Annotated in this window: 26 protein-coding genes; 17 read left to right on the forward strand and 9 right to left on the reverse strand. The window is 47.4% G+C overall.

Annotation, left to right across the window (positions count from 1 at the left end):
• Positions 1-20: 20 nt before the first annotated feature.
• Together RS24_RS06875 and hemC are read right to left on the reverse strand one after the other, a co-directional pair.
• Complete coding sequence (locus RS24_RS06875) at positions 21-740, reverse strand: uroporphyrinogen-III synthase (protein WP_021777476.1); 720 nt, start codon at positions 738-740, stop codon at positions 21-23.
• 19 nt (positions 741-759) lie between these two features.
• Positions 760-1722: a hydroxymethylbilane synthase gene (hemC, locus tag RS24_RS06880; RefSeq protein WP_021777477.1), complete on the reverse strand. Its 963-nt coding sequence runs from the start codon at positions 1720-1722 to the stop codon at positions 760-762.
• A gap of 162 nt (positions 1723-1884) precedes the next feature.
• Here hemC and tsaD point away from each other — a divergent pair, with 162 nt between their 5' ends.
• Positions 1885-2952, forward strand: a complete 1068-nt coding sequence (gene tsaD / locus RS24_RS06885) for a tRNA (adenosine(37)-N6)-threonylcarbamoyltransferase complex transferase subunit TsaD (RefSeq protein ID WP_038300927.1) — start codon at positions 1885-1887, stop codon at positions 2950-2952.
• Positions 2953-3050: 98 nt separating this feature from the next.
• Here tsaD and RS24_RS10110 read toward each other — a convergent pair whose 3' ends face one another.
• Positions 3051-3176, reverse strand: coding sequence for a hypothetical protein (locus RS24_RS10110; RefSeq protein ID WP_021777479.1), 126 nt, complete (start codon positions 3174-3176; stop codon positions 3051-3053).
• 211 nt (positions 3177-3387) lie between these two features.
• Positions 3388-4023: a TetR/AcrR family transcriptional regulator gene (locus tag RS24_RS06890; protein ID WP_021777480.1), complete on the reverse strand. Its 636-nt coding sequence runs from the start codon at positions 4021-4023 to the stop codon at positions 3388-3390.
• Positions 4024-4106: 83 nt separating this feature from the next.
• On the opposite strand from RS24_RS06890, the gene RS24_RS06895 reads away from it, so the two are divergent.
• The 5 genes from RS24_RS06895 (at position 4107) to acs (ending at position 8403) form a co-directional block, all read left to right on the forward strand.
• On the forward strand, positions 4107-5123 hold the full coding sequence (locus RS24_RS06895; RefSeq protein ID WP_021777481.1) for an NAD(P)H-dependent glycerol-3-phosphate dehydrogenase: 1017 nt from the start codon (positions 4107-4109) through the stop codon (positions 5121-5123).
• Positions 5124-5192: 69 nt separating this feature from the next.
• Positions 5193-5501: a YciI family protein gene (locus RS24_RS06900; protein ID WP_021777482.1), complete on the forward strand. Its 309-nt coding sequence runs from the start codon at positions 5193-5195 to the stop codon at positions 5499-5501.
• Positions 5502-5533: 32 nt separating this feature from the next.
• Positions 5534-5977 carry an EVE domain-containing protein gene (locus RS24_RS06905; RefSeq protein ID WP_021777483.1) on the forward strand — a complete coding sequence of 148 codons (444 nt, stop codon included), beginning with the start codon at positions 5534-5536 and terminating at the stop codon, positions 5975-5977.
• Complete coding sequence (locus RS24_RS09785) at positions 5977-6372, forward strand: Rieske (2Fe-2S) protein (RefSeq protein WP_021777484.1); 396 nt, start codon at positions 5977-5979, stop codon at positions 6370-6372. The genes RS24_RS06905 and RS24_RS09785 overlap by 1 nt, the downstream gene beginning before the upstream one ends.
• Positions 6373-6459: 87 nt before the next feature.
• On the forward strand, positions 6460-8403 hold the full coding sequence (acs, locus tag RS24_RS06915; RefSeq protein WP_021777485.1) for an acetate--CoA ligase: 1944 nt from the start codon (positions 6460-6462) through the stop codon (positions 8401-8403).
• Positions 8404-8409: 6 nt separating this feature from the next.
• On the opposite strand, the gene RS24_RS06920 is transcribed toward acs, so the two are convergent.
• Positions 8410-8598, reverse strand: a complete 189-nt coding sequence (locus RS24_RS06920) for a DUF1674 domain-containing protein (RefSeq protein ID WP_021777486.1) — start codon at positions 8596-8598, stop codon at positions 8410-8412.
• A 51-nt stretch (positions 8599-8649) separates the two neighbouring features.
• Here RS24_RS06920 and RS24_RS06925 point away from each other — a divergent pair, with 51 nt between their 5' ends.
• From RS24_RS06925 to purH, 4 genes are all read left to right on the forward strand, one after another.
• Entirely contained in the window at positions 8650-10029 is a 1380-nt protein-coding gene (locus RS24_RS06925) for an RsmB/NOP family class I SAM-dependent RNA methyltransferase (RefSeq protein WP_021777487.1), read from the forward strand.
• 115 nt (positions 10030-10144) lie between these two features.
• Complete coding sequence (gene rpe, locus RS24_RS06930) at positions 10145-10816, forward strand: ribulose-phosphate 3-epimerase (RefSeq protein WP_021777488.1); 672 nt, start codon at positions 10145-10147, stop codon at positions 10814-10816.
• A 21-nt stretch (positions 10817-10837) separates the two neighbouring features.
• Positions 10838-12532 (forward strand): heparinase II/III family protein, encoded by a 1695-nt coding sequence (locus tag RS24_RS06935; RefSeq protein ID WP_021777489.1) that lies wholly within the window; start codon positions 10838-10840, stop codon positions 12530-12532.
• Positions 12533-12663: 131 nt separating this feature from the next.
• Positions 12664-14256, forward strand: coding sequence for a bifunctional phosphoribosylaminoimidazolecarboxamide formyltransferase/IMP cyclohydrolase (gene purH / locus RS24_RS06940; protein ID WP_021777490.1), 1593 nt, complete (start codon positions 12664-12666; stop codon positions 14254-14256).
• 16 nt (positions 14257-14272) lie between these two features.
• On the opposite strand, the gene RS24_RS06945 is transcribed toward purH, so the two are convergent.
• Complete coding sequence (locus tag RS24_RS06945) at positions 14273-14728, reverse strand: MaoC family dehydratase (protein ID WP_021777491.1); 456 nt, start codon at positions 14726-14728, stop codon at positions 14273-14275.
• 190 nt (positions 14729-14918) lie between these two features.
• Between RS24_RS06945 and cysD the strand changes: the two genes are divergently transcribed.
• From cysD to RS24_RS06965, 4 genes are all read left to right on the forward strand, one after another.
• Positions 14919-15836 carry a sulfate adenylyltransferase subunit CysD gene (gene cysD / locus RS24_RS06950; protein WP_021777492.1) on the forward strand — a complete coding sequence of 306 codons (918 nt, stop codon included), beginning with the start codon at positions 14919-14921 and terminating at the stop codon, positions 15834-15836.
• Entirely contained in the window at positions 15833-17737 is a 1905-nt protein-coding gene (gene cysN / locus RS24_RS06955; protein WP_038300793.1) for a sulfate adenylyltransferase subunit CysN, read from the forward strand. Before cysD ends, cysN begins: the two co-directional genes overlap by 4 nt.
• Positions 17737-18378, forward strand: a complete 642-nt coding sequence (locus tag RS24_RS06960) for a TetR/AcrR family transcriptional regulator (RefSeq protein ID WP_021777494.1) — start codon at positions 17737-17739, stop codon at positions 18376-18378. Before cysN ends, RS24_RS06960 begins: the two co-directional genes overlap by 1 nt.
• Before the next feature lie 74 nt (positions 18379-18452).
• The gene (locus tag RS24_RS06965) at positions 18453-19322 is read left to right on the forward strand and encodes a tyrosine-protein phosphatase (RefSeq protein ID WP_021777495.1); all 870 of its coding nucleotides are present in this window, start codon (positions 18453-18455) and stop codon (positions 19320-19322) included.
• On the opposite strand, the gene RS24_RS06970 is transcribed toward RS24_RS06965, so the two are convergent.
• The 3 genes from RS24_RS06970 to RS24_RS06980 are packed head-to-tail and all read right to left on the reverse strand — an operon-like array spanning position 19319 to position 22051.
• A complete protein-coding gene (locus RS24_RS06970) occupies positions 19319-19636 on the reverse strand; it encodes a Rieske (2Fe-2S) protein (protein ID WP_021777496.1) in 318 nt (105 codons plus the stop codon). The two genes, RS24_RS06965 and RS24_RS06970, sit on opposite strands and share 4 nt — an antisense overlap.
• Before the next feature lie 32 nt (positions 19637-19668).
• A complete protein-coding gene (locus RS24_RS06975) occupies positions 19669-20832 on the reverse strand; it encodes an acyl-CoA dehydrogenase family protein (protein WP_021777497.1) in 1164 nt (387 codons plus the stop codon).
• A 16-nt stretch (positions 20833-20848) separates the two neighbouring features.
• Positions 20849-22051 (reverse strand): CaiB/BaiF CoA transferase family protein, encoded by a 1203-nt coding sequence (locus RS24_RS06980; RefSeq protein WP_021777498.1) that lies wholly within the window; start codon positions 22049-22051, stop codon positions 20849-20851.
• Between the two features lie 180 nt (positions 22052-22231).
• Between RS24_RS06980 and RS24_RS06985 the strand changes: the two genes are divergently transcribed.
• Genes RS24_RS06985 through RS24_RS06995 form a run of 3 tightly spaced genes read left to right on the forward strand, consistent with a single transcriptional unit; the run spans position 22232 to position 26140 of the window.
• Complete coding sequence (locus RS24_RS06985; RefSeq protein WP_021777499.1) at positions 22232-23467, forward strand: aromatic ring-hydroxylating oxygenase subunit alpha; 1236 nt, start codon at positions 22232-22234, stop codon at positions 23465-23467.
• A gap of 10 nt (positions 23468-23477) precedes the next feature.
• Entirely contained in the window at positions 23478-24926 is a 1449-nt protein-coding gene (locus RS24_RS06990; RefSeq protein ID WP_021777500.1) for a 3-oxoacyl-[acyl-carrier-protein] synthase III C-terminal domain-containing protein, read from the forward strand.
• A 14-nt stretch (positions 24927-24940) separates the two neighbouring features.
• A complete protein-coding gene (locus tag RS24_RS06995; RefSeq protein WP_021777501.1) occupies positions 24941-26140 on the forward strand; it encodes an acetyl-CoA acetyltransferase in 1200 nt (399 codons plus the stop codon).
• Positions 26141-26146: the final 6 nt, after the last annotated feature.

The following is a 26146-nucleotide window of genomic DNA, read 5'->3' on the forward strand; positions in this document are numbered from 1 at the left end:
TGAAAAAAATTTCAGTAATTCTAAGCCAGCAGCGCCAACATACTTTCCTCGGTTGTGGTTGCAGCAACTTTTATGTTCGCAACCCCTGCTTGCCTCAAAATTTTAGCAACTGCTTCCGATAAACAATAGGCTGTCATCGAAAGTTTGATGCCGGCCAGCGTCGTAAGGGCAACAAAATGCTTGGCAGTTCTGGAGGAATAAAACATGACAGCATCTATCTCACCCGAAATTAACTGTGTTGCGATATTATCCGGAAAGGCGGGAATTGTGTCAGCGCGATAAAGCACCACTGAGGCAGCGTCATAACCCGCATCACAAAGTTGTTCGACAAGATTTCCGGTTTGATCGCGTCCAGAAATATGAACCAGCGCACCTGATATGTGAGGTGTGTTCGTTCCCTTGATCATCTCAACAAGACTCCGGACATCCCCCCCCGCTTCTGAGACAGTTTGAAAACCTGCCGCTTTACAGGCATCCGCCGTTGCAGGTCCAACAGCAAAAACGGGGCGCTCAGAGTTTTGCGTTAAACCATGATGAGAGGCCGCCCGCACCCCATTCGCACTTGTAAAAAGGTAGGCCTGCGCTGCATCGAGAATCTGTGATGTTTGGGAGTCCACTTCTTCGACAGGCAAGATATTTATATCCAGCATCGGACAAGCAGAAACGGTGAAGCCCTGCTCAATGAGTTTGTTTTTTAATGCCGGAATATCATCTTTGGGGCGCGTTAATAGTATATGCATGCATCTCAGAGCGTATGCTCTATCCCCCCAACTTATCACTGACTGGTATCAGTTCAGGATGGTTATCCCGAATATCCTGCGCGATACGCTGACCCAAAGCGGCAGCATCATTCACAGAGCCGGTAATCTCTGCATCGGCACAAATCTGACCATCTACAGATAATAACCGTCCGGTAAGTGTCAGCCTGTCTTCCGTGACGTCGGCATAGGCCGCAATCGGCGTTTTACAGGAGCCGTCCAATCGCGCCATAAATTCACGTTCCGCGGTGATTTGCGCTTGGGTGATGGCACAATTTAAAGGTTTAAGCAGCTCTATCAGTTCTGCATCATCTTTACGGGTCTGTAAGGCTAGCGCTCCCTGCCCAGGTGCAGGCAGCATTTGATCTATCGGCATAATTTTATCGACACGCTCACTCAGTCCCAGTCTTTTTAATCCGGCCATGGCAAGTAAAGTCGCTGCGATGGCATCAGTGTTCTCATTACTCTGTGTCAATCGGCTGATACGCGTACCCACATTGCCCCGCAGTAAGCCAATGTCCAAATCGGGGTTTAGACGCAACGACTGTGCCTGACGCCTTAAAGAAGCGGTGCCGAATTTGGTCTGCGGCGGCAAATCCTCAAGGTTCTTTATTCCTTTAAGTGCCGGTGCCAGAATGAGCGCATCGCGTGCATCTTCTCGTGGCGGAATAGCTGCGACACACAATCCGTCAGGGTCTTGCGTCGGCAAATCCTTAAGTGAGTGGACCGCAAAATCAAGATCGCCTGAAAGCAATTTGTTCTCTAGCTCCTGCGTAAACAAACCCTTGCCGCCCACTTTAGAGAGTGCCTGATCTAATAGAATATCGCCTTTAGTATCAATGGGAATAAGGTGAATACGCGACTCAGACCAGCCATGCGCCGCACAAAGTGAACGGGCAATTTCTTGACTTTGCGCCATTGCGAGGGGCGATTTACGCGTACCAAGATGAAAAATTCGGCTCAAAAAAGCCACCTCACTGGCAAAAATTGATATAAGGAAGACAATTCATTCTGTCTGGTTTACAGTTCTTACCAGTTTAGGACAAGTGGACTTTAGAACAAGTAGAAAGCTTATGCGCCAACAGGCTAACCCGCACTCAATATCATCTGGAATTTCACAATGACATTGACCGTTCTCGGTATTGAAACAAGTTGCGATGAAACAGCGGCTGCAGTTATTCGGCTTGACCCTGAAAAACCCGATGGCCCCGGTGAAATTCTATCTAATTGCGTGCATAGCCAGATAGATGCTCACGCACCTTATGGTGGGGTTGTCCCCGAAATCGCAGCACGCAGACATGTCAGCATTATTGACGGGCTTGTTGAGCAAGCTGTTGCCGACGCCGATATAAACCTTACAGAGCTTGACGGTATCGCCGCCACAGCCGGACCAGGATTGGTCGGCGGCGTCATGGTAGGGTTAATGACCGGCAAAATGCTTGCCCTGTCTCTTGATAAGCCTTTTATCGGTGTGAATCATCTTGAGGGACATGCCCTTACGGTGAGATTATGCGCGCCTTTGGCGTTTCCTTATTTGTTATTGCTGGTATCCGGCGGGCACTGTCAACTCATAGCCGTTAAGGATCACGGACTTTACGAAACCTACGGCTCAACTTTAGACGACGCGGCCGGAGAAGCTTTTGATAAAGCCGCAAAATTAATGGGATTAGGTTATCCCGGTGGACCTGCAATAGAAAAACTGGCGCAAAAGGGTGATGCAACCGTTTTTGACTTACCGCGCCCACTTACAGGCGACGGCGGGTGTGACTTTTCTTTTTCAGGTCTCAAAACGGCCTTGCGAGTGCGCGCCACACAAATGCAACCCGTCAGTGAAACTGATTTGGCGAATTTGGCAGCAAGCCTTCAACAAGCTATTACGGATTGTCTGGTCGAGCGCAGTCACAATGCCATGCGTCGGTTTTCACAAGACCGGTCAGCACAAGCAGGTGATAACGCTCATTTGAAATTTGTTGTCGCTGGCGGCGTAGCAGCCAATACGCATATTAAGACGGCCCTGGAGCAAATGTGTGACAAAGAAAATTTCTCGTTTCATGTCGCCCCGCCCCACCTTTGCACGGATAATGCTGCCATGATTGCATGGGCGGGCGCAGAGAGGCTGCGTATCGGCAAACTTAGTATGCTGAATATGGCAGCACGCCCGCGATGGCCGTTAATGGAACTTAACAGGCTATAATCAATAGGAAATTCCCTCAAAAAAAACGCTGACGGGGGAGGGAACCGTCAGCGTTTTAAGCCTTTTCAGGCGATTGCGAGGGGAGGGAATCTCGCAAATTAGATTAAGTAACCACCTGCAGTGTTCTGTGTAAGAACCGCAAAGCCGTATAAAGCAAGCAAAGCAGCAATCAGCGTTGGTACATTGAGAAACTGCTTCAAAGATTTAAAGAAACGCTTATTCATCATTATATCCTTTCAAAGCAATCTGTGCTCTCGACACTTATGAATATAGGGTATCTGGAAATAAAAAACAATAAATATTTTGATTTTTATTCATTATTTACCAAAAAAGATGATTATATTTACAACTTATTGATTCTAATATATTATTTAAACAAAAGATTTAATATTTAGTTAAATTTATCATAAAAAATTGGATATTATGACAAATATATTAAAGGGAAAGAGTGTTTGGTAGGGTTACTTCTGTCTCTAAATGGTCGTTGTTTACCAATCCTGAGAAGAAGAGTTTCAACATTTCCGACAACTCTACCTCAAGATCTTGAAGTGTTTGGTGCGTGAATAGCTGCGGGTAGTGATATTTCATGGTCGCGGCTTGTAAAGTAGCAGCGGTTCTGGAGATATCATGAACGACAAATTCGCCGGTTTTACGGCCATAATCCAGAACGATAGCTATGACACGGCGCTCACGGCGAAGACTTTCAAGTAAAAAACGAGGCCTTTGTGAGGAAACAATTTGAGCCAACTCAACTGCTTTTGGCTTGTTTTCAAGTTTATGAAAGCTCTCTCTCAAGCCTGAGAACATTACTTCCTCAAGCCTCTCCTGAGCTGAACGAACAGGACAGTCAATAAGCGGACGAAGCCGATCAACAGTCATAATTGACTCTTCGCGCGCAATCTCAATAGCTATATCCAGTTTTCCCTTAAAATAACGATAAAGATTGCCTGGAGACATATTGCAGTCTGCAGCTACTTCAGCCATTGTGGTCTTAGGATAACCGTAGTGAAGAAAACGTTCTTTAGCCGCCAGAATAATCTGTGCTCTTGTGTTTAAGTCCAAGTCACTCATCAGATATTTTTAAGTGCAAAATAATGAATAATCAATAAATTATTTACCAACACATTTTTAGTAAACGACTGATAGAGAACAAAATGCAAGAAAGCTCTAAATTTACAAAACCGTGCGTCATCGGCGCGGGTGCTTGGGGGACAGCTCTGGCTGAACTGATTGCCCGCCACGAAAGACCTGTTAAACTCTGGGCGTTTGAGGAGGCAGTCATTCAATCTATTGGTCAACAGAACGAGAATACACTTTATCTGCCTGGTATTAAACTTTCCTCACACATCACTCCAACCGGGGACATGCAAGATCTTTCCGACTGTGACCTCATCCTTATGGTTACGCCCGCACAACACATGTCGCAAATCTTACGCAATCTCAAACCACACATCAGTCACGATGCCATTATCGTGTTATGCGCAAAAGGCCTTGAGCAAAAATCTCTGAAATTTATGTCTGAAGTCGCATCCGATTATTTTGACATAAGCCGTCTCGCAGTGCTGTCCGGCCCTAGCTTCGCCGCTGATGTAGCCAAAGGTTTGCCAACAGCTGTCACTCTCGCTTGTCAAAACATGGCGCTGGGTGAGAAAATCTCAACAACTATCGGTCACCCGCATTTTCGTTTTTATATGTGCGATGACCTTATCGGGGCTGAAATTGGTGGGGTTGTTAAAAATATTCTCGCAATTGCCTGTGGCATTGTTGACGGGCGCGGCATGGGTGAAAGTGCCCGCGCCGCCCTTACGGCACGGGGCTATGCGGAAATGACCCGGCTGGGCATAAAACTTGGTGCTAATCCTCAAACTCTTGGCGGCCTCGCCGGACTGGGAGATTTAATTCTCACCTGCACCAGCACCAATTCTAGAAACTATTCCCTTGGTATCGCCCTTGGAGAAGGCGGGCAGGATGCTAATGCAGCAGATATTATGGCGTCGCGTAGAAGTGTCAGTGAAGGAGCATTGAGCGCACCAGCACTGATCGAACTGGCAACAAAACATCAAGTGGAAATGCCAATCTGCAACGCCATTGCCGATATTGTCGCCGGGCATGTCAGCGTAGATATGGCGATTTCGCAACTCCTCGCACGTCCTTTCACAAGCGAGATTTAATTATCATAATTTTTCTGATAGGCTTCACTGTCTTAATTCTCTAAGACGGCTTGAAGAGGAGTTGGTAAGTTGAAATTTTGTTTTATCTGCTGGGACAAACCGAACCAGCTAAAACTGCGCGCCTCAACGCGCGAGGCCCATCTGACTTATCTTCGAAATGCTGGCAATGTTTTTTTTGCTGGCCCATTTATGTCAGAGAAAGATGATAAGTCTGACGCCTCACCAACGCCCATAGGCAGCATGCTTGTTATTGAAGCCGAAGACCGGCAAGCCGCAGAAAATTGGGCTGCCGCCGACCCTTATGCAATTGCAGGTCTTTTTGACAGTGTGGAAATTCATCCCTGGAATCACTCATTTGGAAGCTTGCCAAAAGCCTGATAAACTCCATCTCAGTTAGAGAGGAGACGTCTATGGCTTACTGGCTTTTTAAATCTGAACCGGGCAATTGGAGTTGGGATAATCAATGCGCGCGCGGCAAAAAAGGCGAGCATTGGGATGGCGTTCGTAATTTCCTCGCCAACAAGCAAATGAAAAATATGAAGCTTGGTGACAAGGGGTTTTTTTATCACTCCGTGAATGAAAAACGCATTATGGGAACGGTCAAGGTGATTAAAGAACATTATCCCGATCATACAGATGAGTCTGGTCGATTTGGCATGGTGGACATCGTCGCGCTCGAGTCAGCTGAGAAATTCGTAACATTGGCCGATATCAAAGCAGAGGAAAAACTCGCCAACATGGTGCTCGTCAATAACTCTCGGCTCTCCGTCCAACCTGTCACAGCTGCTGAATGGAAATTCGTTTGTAAAATGGCAGGCCTTGACCCTAGCGGGAAAACACAAAACGCTTTTTGATGCCCACGGAAGATACACCACATAAGTCAGGCAAGCTTATCCCTCTCATAGCCCTCGACAATTTGAAGGCAGGGGAAACCAAAGGCATCGAAATTGAGCACGTTGATGATGACAATGGCATCAAAGATAGCGGCAAAGAGACCACGCGGCTGGATTTGATTATCTGGCATCAAGGAGATGCCATACGCGTTTTCAAAAATGCATGCCCGCATATCGGCTTACCACTCGAAACTTTTCCTGACCGATTTTTAACAGCAGATAAAAAGCACCTGATATGCTCGGCACATGCCGCGACGTTTAACCTCGACGGAATGTGCATTGCCGGCCCCTGCCCTGGAAAAAGTCTGACTGAATACAAAACGATGAGACTTGACGGATGGTTGATGCTGGGCTGAACTAACCATTATGAGAGTGACACAGCTCTCATTGCACTAAGACTGAGACAAATAAAGCCAGTTAAGAAATTAAAACGGGGGGGGGTAATGGACGATACGATTTTTCCGGTCACCAACGATGTGGCAGCGCAAGCACTTATAGATGATGAAAACTATCAGGCCATGTATGCCGAAAGCATTGCCGACCCTGAGAGTTTTTGGAACAAGCATGGTAAGCGCATAGACTGGATTAAACCCTATACAAAAATCAAAAACACGAAGTACAGCAAAGAAGATGTTTCTATAAAATGGTATGAGGACGGCACACTGAACGCTTGTTGGAACTGTGTTGACCGGCATCTTGAAGAATATGGCGATCAAATCGCTATCATATGGGAAGGGGATGAACCTGACCAATCTGCCAATATTACCTACAAACAATTACATGAGGAAGTTTGCCTATTTGCCAACACGCTTAAGGCCAATGGCGTCCGCAAAGGTGACAGGGTCACGATTTATATGCCCATGATACCGGAAGCAGCCTATGCCATGCTGGCCTGTGCGCGTATCGGGGCTGTTCATTCAGTTGTCTTTGGCGGCTTCTCCCCCGAGGCACTTGCTGGACGTATTCTCGATTGTGAAAGCACTTGCGTAATTACAGCTGATGAAGGTGTCAGAGGCGGTAAGAAAATCCCGCTTAAAGCAAATACCGATGAAGCGCTAGCACAATGCCCGGATGTGTCGGCAGTTGTTGTTGTCAAACGCACGGGCGGCGATATCACAATGACCGCAGGTCGCGATGTCTGGTATCACGAAGAAAAGACCAAAGTATCCTCCGATTGCCCTGCAGAGGAAATGTCTGCTGAAGACCCGCTGTTTATTCTTTATACATCCGGCTCTACCGGCAAGCCTAAAGGCGTGTTGCACACAACCGGCGGTTACATGGTCTATGCCTCAATGACGCATGAATATGTGTTTGATTATAAACCCGGTGAAGTTTATTGGTGCTCAGCTGATGTGGGATGGGTGACAGGCCATACATATATCGTTTATGGCCCCCTATCGAACAGAGCCACAACAGTGATGTTTGAAGGCGTGCCGAATTACCCTGACAGTTCCCGCTTCTGGCAGGCCTGCGACAAGCATCAGGTTAATATTTTTTATACAGCTCCCACGGCCTTGCGCGCATTGATGCGCGAGGGTGATGCCCCCGTTAAATCAGCCAGCCGAAAGAGTATCAGACTGCTAGGTTCTGTCGGGGAACCGATTAACCCTGAAGCATGGCTTTGGTATTATAATGTCGTCGGCGACGGGCGATGCCCAATTGTGGACACATGGTGGCAGACAGAAACCGGCGGTGCGTTAATTACACCGCTACCGGGCGCAACGGCATTGAAACCAGGTTCAGCAACACGGCCATTTTTTGGCATTAAACCTGTGCTGATGGACACCGACGGCAAGGTTCTGGAGGGCGCAACATCAGGTAATTTATGCCTTGAAGATAGCTGGCCCGGACAAATGCGTACCGTTTACGGCGATCATCAGCGATTCATCGACACTTATTTCGTGCAATATCCTGGCACATATTTTACCGGAGATGGCTGCCGCCGTGACGAGGACGGCTATTATTGGATTACAGGCCGTGTTGATGATGTACTAAATGTATCCGGTCATAGGCTCGGCACAGCAGAAATTGAAAGCGCGCTTGTGGCGCATCCCGATGTAGCTGAAGCAGCGGTTGTCGGCTATCCGCATGATATTAAAGGGCAGGGCATTTATTGCTATATCACGCTCAATGCTGGTCTCACAGGCGATGATGATTTGAAAAAAACCTTGGTGCAATGGGTCCGCAAGGAAATCGGGCCAGTTGCTGCGCCTGATCTTCTTCAATTCGCTTCCGGCTTACCTAAAACACGATCAGGCAAAATCATGCGGCGTATTTTAAGAAAAATCGCTGAGGATGACTTTTCTAATCTCGGCGATACATCAACACTCGCAGATCCGGGGGTGGTTGAGGATTTAATCGATAACCGCCAAAATAAATCGGCGTAATTCAGATTAAAAATCTGTGACGATGCCTTTTTTCTCCCAGTCCCCATAACGTGTGGGTTCTGGGCCTTCTTGCCCGCCTTTTTCTGGGGGGAGTTGTGATTTGATATTTTCCTGCCGTCGATGTGCGGCTTCTTCAAGCGCGCGCTTGGCGGCATCACGGCGGCGTGTATCGGCATTTTCAGTTTCAGTCGTCATGATGCTTATATGGTATCATATCGGCGAAATGCCAAGGAGATTGGTAAGAGAATGACAAAAAAACCGAATTGCCGTCGCGCAGCAGCCGCAATGCTGGCGGCTATAGAGCGAGGAAAGACAATGGATGAGGCCGCTGACAGACTGTCAGATTTGTCTCCGCCTGACCGTCGTCTCGCCAAAGCCATGGTCATGTTTGCCCTGCGGCGACGCGGCGACATTACCGCCATATTAGCAAAATATATCAAACGCAATATTCCAGGGCGACCTCACCTGGCGCGCGCATTGCTACAAATTGGGGCTGTACAAATTTTATTGATGGACATTCCTGACCATGCCGCCGTGGCAGAAACTGTCACTGCATGCGGCCGTGGAGAAGCCCCCTATCGTGGGCTAATAAATGCTGTATTGAGAAAACTCGTTACTGAGAAAAAAAATAGTGACAAGACCAACAAGGACGACACTCAGAAACACGGGTTGAGCTACGACCCGCTATCCAATTTCCCAGAATGGATGGTGGCCCAATGGCGAGAAAATTATGGCTCCGAGAAAGCTGAAAGCATAGCCGATATACACTGCCAGAAACCGCCATTGGATCTTTGTTTCAAATCTGCTGAAGCCATGCCACTGTTTATAAACGCACTCAGTCAATCAGATATATCCAACATAAACATACATCAGCTATCCCCCAATGTGCTTCGGCTAATGGATGCAGTTGATGTTGAAACCTTGCCGGGTTTTGAGGCGGGCGATTGGTGGGTGCAAGATTATGCCGCCACCTTGCCGGTTATCTGGCTCGATAAGCTTCTTGCAGAAAACAAACAAATAGACGCAACCATACTTGACCTTTGCGCCGCGCCAGGCGGTAAAACCATGCAACTTGCATCCAGGGGACATCATCTGACTGCGCTTGACATTTCTGCCTCCAGATTAGATAGGCTCAAAGCTAATCTGACACGCACCTTGCTTACAGCAGAGATCATTCAAGCAGATGTAATGGAAAACACCATACCCTACCTCAAGGAGAAGACATTTGATGCTGTTTTATTGGATGCGCCTTGTTCAGCAACAGGTACCATCCGTCGTCATCCTGACCTACCCCTGCACCGGAGAGAGAAAGAAGTTCTTAAATTGACAGAAATTCAAAAAAATATGCTCAACCGTGCAGACAAATGGGTCAGAGTCGGTGGGTTTCTAGCCTATGTGACCTGCTCACTTGACCCGCGAGAGGGCGAAGAACAACTAAAAGAATTTCTTGAGCAACATCCAAATTATGAGGCCTGCGCCCCAACTGGATTGCCCGATGAATTATGCGGACATCAGAATAAAGGCAGCGCATTTGGTTATTTACGAACCACGCCGGCAGATTGGCGTGATGAGGGCGGCATGGATGGGTTTTTTGCGAGTGTCTTAAAAAAGATTAAAGCTTCCTAAACAGGCTCTTAGATAGACCCCGCGATAAAACCCTGTATAACCCCTTATCAGTAGCTTGCTACAAGCATTAAACTGCTTTAATCATTTAATAATTCGCTAATATTTAGGGGAATCCATGAGTCCCGAAAGCAGAGTAAAAATTTCACCTTCCATCCTTGCGGCAGATTTTGCCTGTATTGGGGAAGAAGTTACTGCGATATGTGAGGCCGGTTGCGATTATGTTCATGTGGATGTCATGGACGGGCATTTTGTTCCGAATTTGACCATCGGACCAGGCGTTGTAAAAGCAATAAAACCGCATGCCAGTAAGCCGCTGGATGTGCATCTTATGATATCTCCGGTGGATGCCTTTATCGATTTATTTGCCGAGGCAGGGGCGGATATCATTACATTTCATCCCGAAGCTGGGCCGCATCCGCATCGAACCGTCCAAGCGATTAAAGCGGCGGGATGCAAAGCCGGTATATCCTTGAATCCGGCAACACCAATCGCGGCACTTGAAGAGTTAATTGAGGATATTGATCTCATCCTGGTCATGTCAGTCAATCCCGGTTTTGGTGGACAGAAATTTATAAAAACTCAATTAGAAAAAATTCGCCGTATTCGCGACCTCATCACTGCTGCCGGAAGGGAGATAGAACTAGAAGTTGACGGTGGCGTTAATTCAAAAAATGCCGAGGAAATTATTACCGCCGGGGCCGATGTACTTGTTGCGGGAACTGCCGTATTCCAAAACGGAAGGCAAGCCTATGCTGATAACATCAGGGCTCTAAGGCCCTCCGGCTAAAACAATAAGCGGTTTTGCTTAATGCATTATACTGATTTGATAGCCGCCTTTATTCTCAGAGTTTTCTGGAAGTGTAAACGCTGGCTTCTCATATATTTACCTAAGAAGCCCTTACTGGAAGGCCCCTATCCTGAGCCGGGAATCTCTTATCCAACATCCTTAAACCCTGGCAATCCGGCAAGGGGGGAAGCTTGGCTTAATGGTGACTATTCTTTGCGCGGGGCGATTGTTAACGCACCTGGTAACAATCCATTTTATTTGCGCCCACCTAATGAAGAATGGGCGATGTCTTTGCAAAGCTTTGATTGGTTGCAACACATCATCGCGCTCAACACACCCAAGACAAACATGATTGCCGTTCAAGCTATTCAGGATTGGGTCACCTACACCAGCTTGAGCAATCGGCTGGCTTGGCGGTCTGAAATTATTGCGCGCAGACTGATGGTCTGGAGTCAAGCTTTACCGTTTCTCATGCCGTTCATGACAACCATAGACCGTGCCAAAGTCTTGACTTCAATGGGGACACAAGCGCGCTATCTGGAACATATGGTAGAAAGCACGCTGCCTGGATATGCCCGCATCGTGTCTGCTTGCGGCCTGACCTATTCTGCCTTTGCGATAACTGGCGGGAGTGGTCGGCTTCAAACAGGTATCAGAATTTTATGTCGTGAATTAAAGAAACAAATATTACAAGATGGCGGTCATATCAGCCGCGAGCCAAAACACCTCGCGCAACTTCTGATGGATCTCACTGCCATTCGTCTCGCCATGCAACAGAGACATATTGAAGTCCCGCAGGATATCAATGCAAGTTGTAACCTCATTTCCTCAGCGATTGATTTTTATTGCTTTCCGGACGGTCAATTCTGTGTCTTCAACGGCAGCACACAGGGTGAGAAGTCTATGATAGATGCCGCCAAAAAACTGAAGCCAAAAAATTCTAAAGGATTTCAATACGCAACTGCCAGCGGCTATCAGAAACTTATTTCTGGCCAAAGCCATATTATAATGGATGTCGGCAAGACCCCACCGGCGACCTATAGCCAAAACGCCCATATCGCACCATTGGCGTTCGAGTTCGCACATAATACCCAACGCATTTTTGTTAATTGTGGGCCTAATCTTGTAAATGGCAATGAGTGGCGAGAGGCGTCGCGCACCCCAGCGGCACATAACACGCTGAGCTTTCCAAGCTTGTCATCAAACTTTTTTATAAAAAGCGATTTCTCCAAAAAAATGCTTGGGACGAGATTATCAACATCAAATTTAAAATGTGTCGCAAGACGTATCGAAGACTCCGGAGGCACCTGGCTTGAAGCCTCGCATAATTTGTTTGCGAAATTAAACGGCTATTCGCACCATCGGCGCATTTATCTGATGACGGATGGATATGACTTTCGGGGAGAGGATTCACTTCTCCCATCCGGCAAAACCCAAACACCATCTAAATTTGCCATTCGGTTTCACCTTCATCCCAATATTAATGCCTCCGCATCCTCTGACGGAAAATCCGTTTTACTCGCCTATAAAAGAGGCCCGGGTTGGATATTTCTGTGCAGTGGGACACATCTGGAGAGCATGCAAGTCATGGAAAGTGTTTATATGGGGCAGCATGGCTATCCGGTGCGTAGCAACCAAATCGTTCTGACTGGCATGCCTGACAGCAATGGTGCTTTTATCAATTGGGGTCTGAAAGTTGCCCACGACATTGAGTAAAAGTGAGGCGGACTTACCTTGCTCGGCCCGTCGAATCCCTGCATATCGACTCTATGTTGCCCGTTTACTTTTAAGCCGTTTTAAAAGTTCAATTTATGAAAAAATAATGTCATTCAAAAGGAGATATAGGTTTGGTTAGTTCTTTACGTCCGGTTTCAAGAGCCTTGATTTCGGTATCCGACAAGGATGGCATTGTCGATTTCGCAACAGCTTTGGCAGAAAAAAATATCGAACTCGTCTCGACCGGTGGCACGGCAGAAACACTTTCCAAAGCAGGGCTTACCGTTCGTGATGTGTCAGAATTAACCGGCTATCCAGATATGATGGACGGGCGTGTCAAGACGCTCCATCCTGGTGTTCATGGTGGGCTGCTCGCCATACGCGATAATGAAACACACCAAGCCGCTATGACAGAACACAACATCCAGCCCATTGATATGCTGGTGGTGAACCTTTACCCGTTTGAGAAAACGCTCGCGGCAGGCGGCGATTTTGATAAATGTATTGAGAATATTGATATTGGCGGCCCTGCCATGATCCGCGCAGCAGCAAAGAACCATGGTGATGTTGCCGTCATCGTCGATAATCAAGATTTTACCGCAGTCCTTGAAGCGCTTGCTGAACATGACGGAAAATTGACGGGCAGTTTGCGTAAAAGTTTGGCACAAAAGGCTTATGCACGAACGGCAGCTTATGATGCCGCCATATCTAACTGGTTTGCCGACCAACTGGATACATCCACCGAACCTGATTACCGCAGTCTTGGCGGGCGTTTGAAGCAATCACTCAGATATGGTGAAAACCCGCATCAGAATGCCGGTTTTTATGTTGGCGGCCCGAAACGTTTCGGTGTTGCTACGGCAGAACAAATCCAAGGTAAAGAACTTTCCTTCAATAACATTAACGACACCAATGCGGCCTTTGAATTGGTTGCCGAAATGGATGCCGACATAGCGGCCTGTGCGATTATTAAGCATGCCAATCCTTGCGGTGTAGCAACTGCAGCGAGTATGTTGGAGGCTTTTGCTAATGCCCTCAAATGCGATCCTGTCAGTGCTTTTGGCGGGATTATTGCGCTTAATAAAACACTCGACGCCGAAACTGCAACGGAGGTGACCAACATTTTCACGGAAGTTATTATTGCTCCAGACGCAGATGAAGAGGCCCGGGCTATTATTGGCGAGAAGAAAAATCTGCGCCTCTTGCTCACTGGCGGCATGCCCGACCCTGCCGAAGCAGGACTGGATGTCAGAACCGTAAGCGGTGGCTTGTTAGTACAGAACCGCGATAATGGTCGGATTAGTCGGGATATGCTTCAAGTTGTGACGAAGCGCCAGCCAGATGAAAGAGAGCTCGAGGACATGCTATTTGCTTTCCGTGTCGCCAAGCATGTGAAGTCTAATGCAATTGTCTATGCCAAAAACGGCGCAACAGTCGGGATTGGCGCAGGACAAATGAGCCGGATTGACAGTGCGCGTATCGCTGCCAGTAAATCTGAGGATGCCGCTAAAGCGGCGGCGGAAGACGAAGCCCTTGCAAAAGGGTCGGTTGTCGCATCAGATGCGTTCTTCCCTTTTGCGGATGGACTTATAAGCGCAGCACAAGCTGGGGTAACTGCGGTCATTCAACCGGGCGGTTCCATTCGCGATGATGAGGTGATCGCCGCTGCGGATGAGGCAGGTCTCGCAATGGTGGTCACAAATATGCGCCACTTCAAGCACTAAGCGTTAAGATTTTTTATCACCCAAAAAGGCGTGTGACCGTCTCGGCCACACATGCTGGCTTTTCTTCGCCTTCAATTTCAATGGTCGCTTTAACAACTAATTGAATACCGCCACCCGCTTCTTCAACGGATACGACTTCGGATGTACCGCGCACACGCGAACCGACTTTCACCGGATTAATGAAGCGCACCTTGTTACACCCATAATTAATGCCCATGGCGACCTTATTGATCGTATAGGTCTCTTTCATCAGCATTGGCAACAAGGAAAGAGTGAGAAAACCATGTGCAATAGTTGTCCCGAACGGGCTTTGTTCCGCCATTTCTTTATTAACGTGTATCCATTGATGGTCGCCTGTCGCGTCGGCAAACATATTGACGCGATCTTGGTCAATTTCCATCCATTCTGACGTCCCGAGTGTTTGTCCCTCAGTACCCAGCATATCATTTGGTGTTTCAAATACTGCAGCCATGTGTCCCTCATTGAATTTAATTGTAGCCATGATTATCCAACCCAATCCAGATTACAAGCCAAAACAATGCGATAAGTGAACGAAAACGGGGGAAGAGGCATAAATAATATTTATTCGTACATTCGTACGAACTTGATTGTAATTCACACTAATTTGTGCAAATTTAGCGACTTCAAAAGAAAGATTTATTATGTCTGCAACCGCACAAATTCACCTGACACATCTTCAAAGACTTGAGGCAGAAGCCATTCACATTATGCGTGAAGTTGTTTCAGAGGCTCAAAACCCCGTCATGCTTTATTCAATCGGCAAGGATAGCGCTGTAATGCTTCATCTGGCTATGAAAGCATTTTATCCATCTAAACCCCCTTTTCCGCTTCTACATGTGGATACTGGCTGGAAATTTAAGGAAATGATCGCTTTTCGGGATGATCTGGTTGCGAAGCTCGGCCTGGAGTTGCTAACCCACACCAATCCCGACGGATTGGCGGACGGCGTTGGCCCTTTTACCCATGGATCTGCGGTTCATACAGATATCATGAAAACACAGGCACTTAAACAGGCGCTTGATAAATATGAATTTGACGCCGCTTTCGGGGGTGCACGCCGGGATGAAGAAAAAAGTCGTGCAAAGGAACGCATTTTCTCTTTCAGGTCAGCTCAACATCAGTGGGATCCGAAAAACCAGCGCCCGGAGCTATGGTCCATTTATAATGTTCAAAAACATGAGGGTGAGTCCATTCGAGTATTTCCACTATCCAACTGGACTGAATTAGATATTTGGCAATACATTCATCTTGAGCAAATCCCTATTGTACCGCTTTATTTTGCTGCCGAACGTCCTGTTGTTGAGCGCGATGGCACGCTGATTTTTGTCGATGATGACCGCATGCCACTTAATGACGGCGAACAACCAATGCTCAAAAATGTCCGCTTTAGAACACTTGGTTGTTACCCGCTAACAGGCGCAGTTGAAAGCACAGCCGATACATTACAGGGCATTATTCAAGAAATGCTACTCACGCGCACTTCAGAACGCCAAGGGCGTGTCATTGACCATGACCAAGCCGCCTCAATGGAGAAGAAAAAACAGGAGGGGTATTTCTGATGCACCAATCCGATTTAATCTCAAACGATATCGACGCCTATTTGAAGGCGCATGAAAATAAATCCCTTTTGCGTTTTATCACATGCGGCTCCGTTGATGACGGCAAATCCACTCTCATCGGGCGATTGCTCTATGAGTCAAAAATGATTTTTGAAGACCAACTGACCACACTTGAACAGGACTCAAAAAAGGTTGGCACTCAGGGTGAGAATATTGACTTCGCTCTCTTGGTCGACGGATTGGCAGCAGAACGCGAACAAGGCATCACCATTGATGTTGCATATCGTTTTTTTGCCACTGAACACCGGAAATTCATTGTCGCCGATACGCCGGGTCACGAACAATATACCCGCAATATGGCAACCGGTGCCTCCACGGCAGATTTGGCAGTGTTGCTGATAGATGCGCGCCAAGGTGTTCTAACCCAAACAAAACGCCACGCCTTCATCGCTTCCCAGCTGGGTGTAGGCCATATTGTTCTGGCGGTGAATAAGATGGATTTAGTTGATTACAGCGAGAATGTTTTCAACGAGATTGTTGAGGATTTCAAAGCCTTTGCCGCGCAACTAGATATTCCTAATCTCCATGCCATTCCTGTCTCAGCTCTTGTCGGCGATAATATTGTTGACGGTAGCCGGTTCATGCCCTGGTATGAAGGGCCAAGCCTGCTCGGTTATCTAGAGGGGGTGGATGTTGAAGCTGAAGAAACCAGCCTGCCATTCCGTATGCCCGTGCAATGGGTCAACCGGCCAGATTTGGATTTTAGGGGTTATGCCGGGCGCATTGCTGGCGGCATTATTCGCCCTGGGGATGATATCCGCGTTCTACCATCTGGCAAACAGAGTAAAATCGCCCGTATCGTCACCATGGATAGCGATTTGGATGAAGCCGTATCCGGACAGTCTGTGACACTGACCCTTACTGATGAGATTGATATTTCGCGCGGCGATGTGATTGCAACCTCCGAAACCCCGCCGGAAATTTCCGATCAGTTTGACACCACCATCATTTGGTTATCAGAGGAGCCAATGCTTCCCGGACGTTCCTACAGAATGAAAACAAGCTCTCGACTTGTTTCCGCAACTGTCAACGCGCCCAAGCATAAAACAGATGTGAATACGCTGCAAAAACTTCCGGCGAAGACATTACAACTTAATGAGATTGGTAATTGTACACTTGCCGTTGACCGCCCGATTGCTTTTGACAGCTATGCTGAAAACCGCCAAACCGGCAGCTTCATTCTGATTGATCGTATGACCAATAACACCGTCGGCATGGGTATGATAAACTTCCCACTCAGGCGGGCAGCCAATATTCACTGGCAAAATCTCGATATCAATAAGGCTGCCAATGCGGAGCAAAAAGGTCAAAACCCTGCTGTTTTATGGTTTACCGGCTTGTCGGGATCCGGCAAATCCACGATTGCCAATGAGGTTCAAAGACGCCTCTATGCCACCGGACGGCATAGTTTTATTTTAGATGGCGATAATGTCCGTCATGGCCTTAACCGCGACCTCGGTTTTACTGACGCGGACCGCGTAGAAAATATCCGCCGTGTCGCCGAAGTTTCAAAGCTGATGGTTGAGGCCGGATTAATTACGCTCGTTTCATTTATTTCCCCTTTCCGGGCTGAAAGAGAACTGGCCCGCAACCTTATGGAAGAGGGAGAATTCATCGAAATTTTTGTGAACACACCTTTATCAGTTGCTGAAACCAGAGACCCTAAAGGGCTCTACAAAAAAGCGCGCGCCGGGAATTTGAAAAACTTTACAGGTATCGACAGCCCCTATGAAGCGCCTGAAAACCCTGAAATAGAAATTAACACTGCGGAGATGAGTGTTGAAGATGCGGCTGAGCGCGTGATAAACGGGCTCATTGAAAGAGGCATTATAGAGGTATAATGTCAGTCAAGGCATATGATAAATTGGGCGATAAAGCAGGCGACAAAGTGCCAAAAAGTAATACCCGTCGTATCGGCTCGGCAGGTTTAATTGAGGTCGCTTATAACTTTATCTCTACACAGGGACTAGACAGATTGACATTCCGGCATATCGCCAGTCATGCGAATTGCTCGCTCGGCACGCTGACATATCATTTTAGTTCTAGAGAAGATTTAATCAGCGCAGTTTTGAGCGATAAAATTCTACCTGCTATGCAACAGGGTGTCTTGCTACCCAATCATCCAAATCCTGCGCTTGCCTTTCTTGAAACGATCAAACAAAGCCTGCCCTATGAAGAAACAGCGAAAGACCACTGGCGGGTGCGGCTTGAATTAATGGGGTTTGCAGCCCAAAACCCGATATTCAGAACTCGCTTCAGACAAGTTGAAACAGCGCGTATCAGATATCTGGAAAAGCTTTTTTCACGACTGAAAAGCCTCGGGAAAATGTCAGCGGACACAGATATATCAAAACGCGCCACTCAAACCATACAATTCGAAACCGGGGCAGCACTCTCAATGTTGAACGCAAAAGATATTGACCGTGTCGCCACAGGAGATGCGTTTATAGACTGGTTAAAATCAATTCTTGATTTAAACTAGGTGCATCATAATTCTTTTATAAAGCCTCGTTAGAATATGCCTGTGTTGGATAGAAACCAAATAAGATTAGACAAATGCTAGATAAAAATTCGCAAGACCACCAAGAAACGCCGAGTGCTGCGCGCCCTATTCCTGCCGTAACCGATAAAAATGAGCGTGAGAAATGGCGACGCCTTCCTTTCGACGGACCCCGAAATTTTCGAGATTTAGGCGGCTACATAAACCAAGATGGCAAGGCCGTTAAATGGGGGGTCATTTATAGAGCCGACAGGCTATCTGCCCTAACCGATGCAGATATAGATTATTTTAAAAGGCTCAATATTCGGAAGATTATCGACTTTCGCTCAGATCATGAGAGGAAAGAAGCGCCTAGCCGCACTGATACACTTGAGGACACCCAAACCTTATGGATGGAAGTTTTTGAGGGCGGCGCTTTTGTGGAAGATATGTGGCGCAGTCTTTTTAGTGGTGAATTATCTGATGCCAGCCATTTACATGATATGATGAAAGCTGCCAATCGCAGATTTGTTAGCCATCATAATAATGTTTTTGCCAATTTCTTTAAGCTACTTCTTGAGGATGAGAATATCCCACTTCTATTTCATTGTATGGGCGGAAAAGACCGTACCGGTTTTGCCGCTGCAATGATTTTATCAGCACTTAAGGTGCCGGAAGACACCATCATGAAGGATTATTTGCTGACGAACACTCTAACAGCGGCTTCCACTGAAATTCGCAAGAAGAACCTCAAAGAACGTCTTGAGAGAGACATCGCGGACGATTTATTGGATGCGGTTATGAAAGTCCAGGCCGATTACTTAAATGCCGGTTTTGAGACGATTCACGAAGAATATGGTTCCGTCGAGAGCTTCCTCAAAGAAGGCCTCGAACTGGGTTCCGTGGAAATCGAAGAGTTACAAAGACGCTATCTCACAGAAGATTAGGCGCTCATATCAACATAAATATCATCATTTTCTATTTTAACAGGAAAAACCCGTATCGGTTTTTTTGTCAGGGCACCAATAGGTGAGCCGTCTTTTAGGTCAAACCTTTGCCCATGAAGCGGACAGAAAACGAAACATCCCCGAATGCGCCCACCTTCAAGCGGCTGAAGTTGATGAGTACACATATTCTCAACCGCGTAGATACCTTCAACGGTTTTGCAAATTAGAACCGACACACCATTTAAATCAAAAGCGCGATTTTCATTTTCTTCAAGGGTATCCACCCCCGTTGCCAACACAAAATTATCGGACACCTTAAACTCCTGCAGAAAGCCTTAATTTGACCTTATTGGGCACGTTGATTAAAACGTCGACCCACCATAGCGGAGGCAATATTCACCTTCTGAATATCAATGGCACCACCAGCAATACCCCAGCCCCATGAGTCGCGCATCCGGCGTTCCATATTGAAATCTTTGGAATAGCCATAAGCCCCCATTAGCTGAACGGCGTTGGAAGTTACTTCGCGCGCAATTTCATTGGCAAAACATTTGGCAACAGAAGAGTCGAGAATACTCGGCAAATTATCCTCCGCATTAGAGGCCGCACGATGAATAAGCAGACGTGCCGCTTCAACCCGCATTTGCATCTCCGCAAGCCTAATCTGGACAGCCTGAAAATCGACAATAGGTTTTCCGAATTGCTTGCGGTCCTGCACATAGACCATCACATCCTCCAGCGCACCCGAAGCCTGCCCCAACGCCATGGTGGCATTGCCACAACGCTCAAGATCAAACGCTTCCATCAGCTTCTTAAATCCGCCTGCCGGAACAATAATATTTTCTAAAGGCACCTCAGCATCATCCAAAAAAATGTCACAAGAAGGGACTCCGCGGAAACCCATAAGACTTTCCTGCTGGCCGAAAGATATGCCTGGCGCGTCTTTCTCGACAAAAACAGCACCAATGCCTTTCGCGCCCGGATCATCGGACAAACGGCAATAAACAACATAACCATCCGCATGACCGCCGCCGGAGCACCATCTTTTTAGCCCGTTCAAAATCACCTTATCGTTAGTCACGCGTCCTTTGGTCTTCAAATCCGTCAAAGCCGAGCCAGCATCCGGCTCAGACATGGCTACCGCCACAATCATTTCACCAGAACAGACTTCTGGGATGACTCTTTTCTTCAAGCTCTCTTCAGCAAAATGTTCAATCGCTTTGACGGGACCAACACAGGATTCAAAAACAGGAAACGCAATGGCTGAAGAAATTTTGGCAAATTCTTCAAGGACTATCAGCGCGTCAATATTACCAAGACCAAGCCCGCCATATTCTTCAGGCACATTAATGCCCAGAAAGCCCATCTCACCATATTTGCGAATGAGTTCATGTGTCGGAGGTGATGCCTCAGTCTCACAAATTTGCGCAGCTTCCGGTAATTCCGATTGCGCGAAATCTCTGGCAGTTTTCTGAAATGCTTGCTGATCTTCGGTTAATTTGAAATCCATGATATTTCCCTATCGGCTAGATAATGCCTTGTGTTTCAAGTTCCTCAATTTGAGCGTCGGACAGTCCAAGCTCACTTAAAATTTCTGCGTTATGACCCCCGATTTCCGGCGGCGCTGTCGGCGCGTTGGGGGTCAATGATGAAAACTGTGCCGGCAGACCCAAAACGGGGGCAAACTTGCCTTCCATTCCATTGACCGCAACAGATGTAAAATAAGACATGGCACCAGCCTGCGGATTGTCAAGGGCTTGTTGCAGCGACAAAACGGGCCCACTGGGCACGCCCTTTTCCTGAAGCAGTGCTAATGCCTCAGAAGTTGTACGTTGAGAACACCACGCGGCCATGATGTCGCATAAAACATCATTATTATCGCCACGATGCTGGTCAGACTGAAACCGTTCATCTTCGACAAGCTCCGGCTTACCAACAGTCTCTGCCCATCGCTTGAACAAATTGTTACCTACCGTATGCACCAGAATGTGCCCGTCCGATGTTGCAAACACATCCGACGGCGCAGAGGTCTGTACCCGGTTGCCCGTTCCAACACGGTCAATTCCTGTGACACCCTGTTCAATGAGGTGTGCATTCATCACCGCCAGTGCTGTGTTCAATAAGGAAGTCTGAACATGCTGGCCTTTGCAAGTCTTATCACGCTCCTTCAGCGCGGCCATGGTTGCAAATGCCGACATCAGTGCCGTTGCATAATCTACATAGGGCGCACCAGCCTTAACCGGATTACCGGGGACTCCTGTCAGATACATCGCGCCGGACATGGCCTGCCCGATACCGTCAAATCCGCCCTTAGTGCTGTCAGGTCCCGTATCACCGAAACCAGTTTGGGTCACCAGAATAATTTCAGGGCAACGCCGGGACACTGTTTCCCAGTCCAAACCGAGGCGCCGGAGCGCCACGGGTGGCAGATTTGCTACGACAATATCTGCGGTATCGACTAACTTCCCTAAAATCTCACGCCCACGTTCGTCCGAAAGATTTAGTGATAGTGATTTTTTACCCCATCCGGTCTGATATATCAGACCACCCTCGCCGGGCTGCCCATTATCATCGAAAGAAAGGGGCGAAATAAACCTATCTTCTCCACCATCCGGGCGCTCGACCCGAATAACATCTGCCCCAAGCGCACCCAGAAGCGTTGCACAATAGGGGCCTGCAACATAACGGCCAATATCGATCACTCTGATATTTTCCAATAAATTAGACATATTTTTTTAATTACAGATTATAAAGTTCTCAGTTAATATTTATTATATACAATTGTACTAGACTGATTGCGAGCTATATAAGTCTTTCTTATAGGCATGAATACTTTACCTGATTGAGAGTTATACGCATATCTTTTATATGTATAAGAAAATCCTATTACTAAATAAAATGGACATTTAATGGACGCCTCACGTATAAAAACCTTAGAAGAAGGTATGGCTTATGAGCAATCTCGGGAGGGACCGCCCCCAGGGTTCCCAAAATTGCCTCCAATTCCTGCGAAAAGATATACCGATCAGGTTTTTTTTGATCTCGAAATAGAGCATCTGTGGAAAAAAAGCTGGCTCTTCGCCTGTCATATGGATGAGTTGCCGGAACCGGGCAGCTTTTATCTCTGGGAACGCATTGGGTCGCCGATTTTTATCGTACGCGGACGTGATGATAAATTACGCGGCTTTTACAATACTTGCCGCCACCGTGGTGCGCCAGTTGTGCGCGAGCAGACAGGCCGCCGCAATCTTTTCGTATGTACTTATCATGGCTGGTCTTATGACGATAAAGGACATCTGATTAACATGCGCGACCCACGTGATTTTCCTGATTTTGACAAGTCCTGTCACAGTCTGGTTGAGGTCGGCGTTGAAGTTTTCGGCAAAATGGTCTTCATCAATCTTGATAAAGATGCAAAGCCACTGATGGATTATCTTCATCCGGTACCAACAGATATGGCGCAGTTCCAGAGTGAAAATATGCGCCTTGTCAGAAAAACAACATTGGATATTAAGTGCAATGTTAAAATCCTGCTGGATGCATTTCAGGAGACATACCACCTGAAATCCATTCACCAAAAAACCGTCGATAGATTTCTGGATCATCTGGGCACATATATTGAGCTATGGCCAAATGGTCATTCACGAATGGTTACGCCGCATCGGGATCCTAACTGGGTTGACCCGGGCGTTGAGGGCCTACCTGAAGTCGAGACTGTTGGCGAAGTTGGGCGTGTAAATAATTTCTCATATAATATTTATCCTAATATTGTCTGCCCGCCTTATGCCAGTGGCAACTCATTAATTATCTTCTGGCCTAAAACCATTAACACGATGGAAATTGAGGTCATTTGGGTTGCGCCTGATTGGGGGGACGGCCCATTATCTGACATCTGGGAGACGCGTCTGGGAAATTTTGATAAAATCCTCGAAGAAGACACCCAATTCGCCGAACAAATTCAAATCTCTGTTGAGTCAGACGGCTTTCAAGGCACACCTCTTTCATATCAGGAGAGACGCATCTATCACTGGCACGAACATTTGGATAGGCTGATTGGCGAAGAGAACCTCCCAGAGGGTACGCGCATTGAGCCCCTAATGGGGCCTTATATCATGGACCCTTACGCCTCCAAAGCCGGGGAATAAAGGGTATCCGATGGCAAATTTTGGACTTATCGCATATGGCAGCTATTTGCCGTTTCAAGCAATTTCGCGTCAGTCTATTTTTGACCAGATTGGTTGGATACAAGGCGGCTTAAAGGCATACGCCAAAGGCAAAAGAAGTTATGCCGATTGGGATGAAGACGCAGTGACGCTTGCCGTCGCCGCCGCTCGCCAATTGCTAAAAACCGCCGATAATACACAAGTTCAACAACTCAGTTTTGCCTCGACCACAGCCCCGTTTCTTGATCGTTCCAATGCCGGTATCGTTGCGGCTGCGCTTGATTTAGCTGACCACACACATTGTTACGACTCATCGGGCAGTCAACGTGCAGCACTCGCCCCACTGGTCACGGCCTGTCACAATCAAAGCGATGGACTGCTAATTGCCGCGGGCGAAAAAAAACCTGTTCAGCCTGCAAATGTCATGGAAATGCTGGCTGGAGATGCCGGTGCGGCCATACTAACAGGATCTAAAAATGTAATTGCCGAATTAGTTGCTACCCAATCTGTGCGTTCAGATTTCGTTGACCATTACCGCACTGCAGAAAGCGGTACGGATTATGTGCTGGAAGAACGCTGGGTGCGTGAAGAGGGATTGGCAAAAATCGTTTCGCCTCTCATTACGACACTTTTGGAAGAAAATAATCTGAGCGTTGAGGATATTGACCACTTTATTCTTCCTGTCGCTTATCCGTCTCATGCCCGTGCTATTGCCCGCAAATGCGGTATTCAAGAAGACGCTGTTGCGGATGCACTGTTTACGGATTGTGGCTTCTCAGGTGTCGCGCACCCTTTGCTTATGCTGAATGACTGCCTTGACCGCGCAACGCCGGATAGTCTGATTTTATTGACCGGGTTTGGTCAAGGAATGGATGCCATTCTTCTGAGGACAACCGAAAAAATTACGCGCTATCAGGCATCTATCACAGTTCAGAACTTTATGACTAATTTACGGATTGAGGATAATTATCCGCGTTTCCTGGCCTCTAACGGGCAATTCCACCCGGATTGGGGGATGCGCGCAGAGCGCGATAATCGCACCGCTCAAACCGTTGCTTTTGACAAAAGCCGCGATATTTACGGCCTTGTTGGCGGTATCTGCACCTCATGTGGTACGCCTCAATTCCCCAAAGCCAGACGATGCGTGAACCCAGAGTGTAACGCACTTGATACCCAGCAATATTACCGTTTTGCCGATATACCTGCCACGGTGAAATCTTTTACGGAAGATTGGATGGCCTTTAACCGCAACCCACCATTAATTTACGGAAATATCTCCTTTGAGGGCGGCGGTAATATGTTTATCGAAATGACAGGATTTGCCCCCGGGGATATTGCCATTGGAGACAAAGTTGAGATGGATTTCCGTATTAAGGATATTGATGACAAGCGCGGCTTCCACAGATATTTCTGGAAAGCTGCCGCTCAGAGAAAAGTGTAAGGCGAAGGACTGACATGGCTGAAGGTATTAAAGACAAAGTCGCTATCATAGGCATGGGTTGTAGTAAATTCGGCGAACGCTGGGATGCGCGCCCCGAAGACCTCATCACCGAAGCTTTTGAAGAAGCTCTTAACGATGCAAAGATTGAAAAAGAGAGCATAGATGCTGCCTGGTTTGGGGTATTTTATGACGAACAAAATGTCGGCAAATCTGCTTATCCGCTGTCGCAATATTTACGCTTGCCGAATATCCCCGTCACCCGTGTTGAAAATCTATGTGCCACTGGAACGGAGTCCCTGCGCGGTGCAGTCTATGCCGTAGCGGCTGGCGCATGTGACATTGCACTCGCCGTCGGATGTGAAAAATTAAAAGATACTGGTTTTGCCGGTCTCCCTGAACGAACAAAAGGGACATTTGAAGACCTTTATCAGCCCGGCTTTACCCCGCCAGGCGCCTTTGCACAACTTGGCGCAGCCTATGCCCATAAATACGGGCTGGATATGGCAGACCTTAAAAAGGCCATGGCACATGTTTCTTGGAAGAGCCATGAAAACGGATTTTTAAACCCAAAAGCACATTTACGCAAAAAACTGTCTATCGAACAGATTCTCAACGCCCCCCCGGTTGCCTATCCATTGGGTGTATTTGACTGTTGTGGCGTATCGGACGGAGCCTCATGCGCGATTGTTGCCCGCCCGGAAATCGCCAAAGATCTTGTCGGTGAAAATTTTGTTACGGTTAAGTCCATGCAACTATCCCCCTCCAATGGTGTTGAAATGGGTCACCAGTCTTGGGACGGCGCAGGGACGGTCACAACGCGCAAAGCCTCAGAACGCGCTTATGCCGAGGCCGGTATCAGTAATCCGCGTGCGGATATCAGTTTGACCGAAGTTCATGATTGCTTCTCTATTACTGAGCTTGTGCTGATGGAAGATCTATGGCTCTCGGATGACGGCAAGGCCCCCAATGATATTCTGGATGGCAGATTTGATGCGACAGGTGACATTCCCTGTCAGATTGATGGCGGTCTTAAATGTTTCGGTCATCCCGTCGGCGCATCAGGACTGCGCATGACCTATGAAATTTATCTACAACTGCTTGGTCGTGCCAATGACCGACAGCTTAAAGACCCCAAATTTGGACTAGCGCATAATCTTGGGGGCATTCCGAACAGAAATGTTGCCGCGGTATCAATATTTGGGATGAACGAATAGGATATT

Origin of the sequence: Candidatus Micropelagos thuwalensis, from assembly GCF_000469155.1 — a bacterium.
GTDB classification, from domain to species: Bacteria; Pseudomonadota; Alphaproteobacteria; order RS24; family RS24; genus Micropelagius; species Micropelagius thuwalensis.

Bases quoted from the DNA above. Each gene is read 5' to 3' on its own strand.
- RS24_RS06965 (WP_021777495.1), top strand. From the start codon at position 18,453: ATGCTAGATAAAAATTCGCAAGACCACCAAGAAACGCCGAGTGCTGCG.
- RS24_RS06925 (WP_021777487.1), top strand. From the start codon at position 8,650: ATGACAAAAAAACCGAATTGCCGTCGCGCAGCAGCCGCAATGCTGGCG.
- RS24_RS06990 (WP_021777500.1), top strand. From the start codon at position 23,478: ATGGCAAATTTTGGACTTATCGCATATGGCAGCTATTTGCCGTTTCAA.
- RS24_RS06890 (WP_021777480.1), bottom strand. From the start codon at position 4,023: ATGAGTGACTTGGACTTAAACACAAGAGCACAGATTATTCTGGCGGCT.
- RS24_RS06960 (WP_021777494.1), top strand. From the start codon at position 17,737: ATGTCAGTCAAGGCATATGATAAATTGGGCGATAAAGCAGGCGACAAA.
- RS24_RS10110 (WP_021777479.1), bottom strand. From the start codon at position 3,176: ATGAATAAGCGTTTCTTTAAATCTTTGAAGCAGTTTCTCAATGTACCA.
- RS24_RS06895 (WP_021777481.1), top strand. From the start codon at position 4,107: ATGCAAGAAAGCTCTAAATTTACAAAACCGTGCGTCATCGGCGCGGGT.
- RS24_RS06980 (WP_021777498.1), bottom strand. From the start codon at position 22,051: ATGTCTAATTTATTGGAAAATATCAGAGTGATCGATATTGGCCGTTAT.
- RS24_RS06905 (WP_021777483.1), top strand. From the start codon at position 5,534: ATGGCTTACTGGCTTTTTAAATCTGAACCGGGCAATTGGAGTTGGGAT.
- RS24_RS06920 (WP_021777486.1), bottom strand. From the start codon at position 8,598: ATGACGACTGAAACTGAAAATGCCGATACACGCCGCCGTGATGCCGCC.
- RS24_RS06985 (WP_021777499.1), top strand. From the start codon at position 22,232: ATGGACGCCTCACGTATAAAAACCTTAGAAGAAGGTATGGCTTATGAG.
- rpe (WP_021777488.1), top strand. From the start codon at position 10,145: ATGAGTCCCGAAAGCAGAGTAAAAATTTCACCTTCCATCCTTGCGGCA.
- cysD (WP_021777492.1), top strand. From the start codon at position 14,919: ATGTCTGCAACCGCACAAATTCACCTGACACATCTTCAAAGACTTGAG.
- RS24_RS06945 (WP_021777491.1), bottom strand. From the start codon at position 14,728: ATGGCTGCAGTATTTGAAACACCAAATGATATGCTGGGTACTGAGGGA.
- RS24_RS09785 (WP_021777484.1), top strand. From the start codon at position 5,977: ATGCCCACGGAAGATACACCACATAAGTCAGGCAAGCTTATCCCTCTC.
- RS24_RS06975 (WP_021777497.1), bottom strand. From the start codon at position 20,832: ATGGATTTCAAATTAACCGAAGATCAGCAAGCATTTCAGAAAACTGCC.
- RS24_RS06875 (WP_021777476.1), bottom strand. From the start codon at position 740: ATGCATATACTATTAACGCGCCCCAAAGATGATATTCCGGCATTAAAA.
- RS24_RS06995 (WP_021777501.1), top strand. From the start codon at position 24,941: ATGGCTGAAGGTATTAAAGACAAAGTCGCTATCATAGGCATGGGTTGT.
- acs (WP_021777485.1), top strand. From the start codon at position 6,460: ATGGACGATACGATTTTTCCGGTCACCAACGATGTGGCAGCGCAAGCA.
- RS24_RS06935 (WP_021777489.1), top strand. From the start codon at position 10,838: ATGCATTATACTGATTTGATAGCCGCCTTTATTCTCAGAGTTTTCTGG.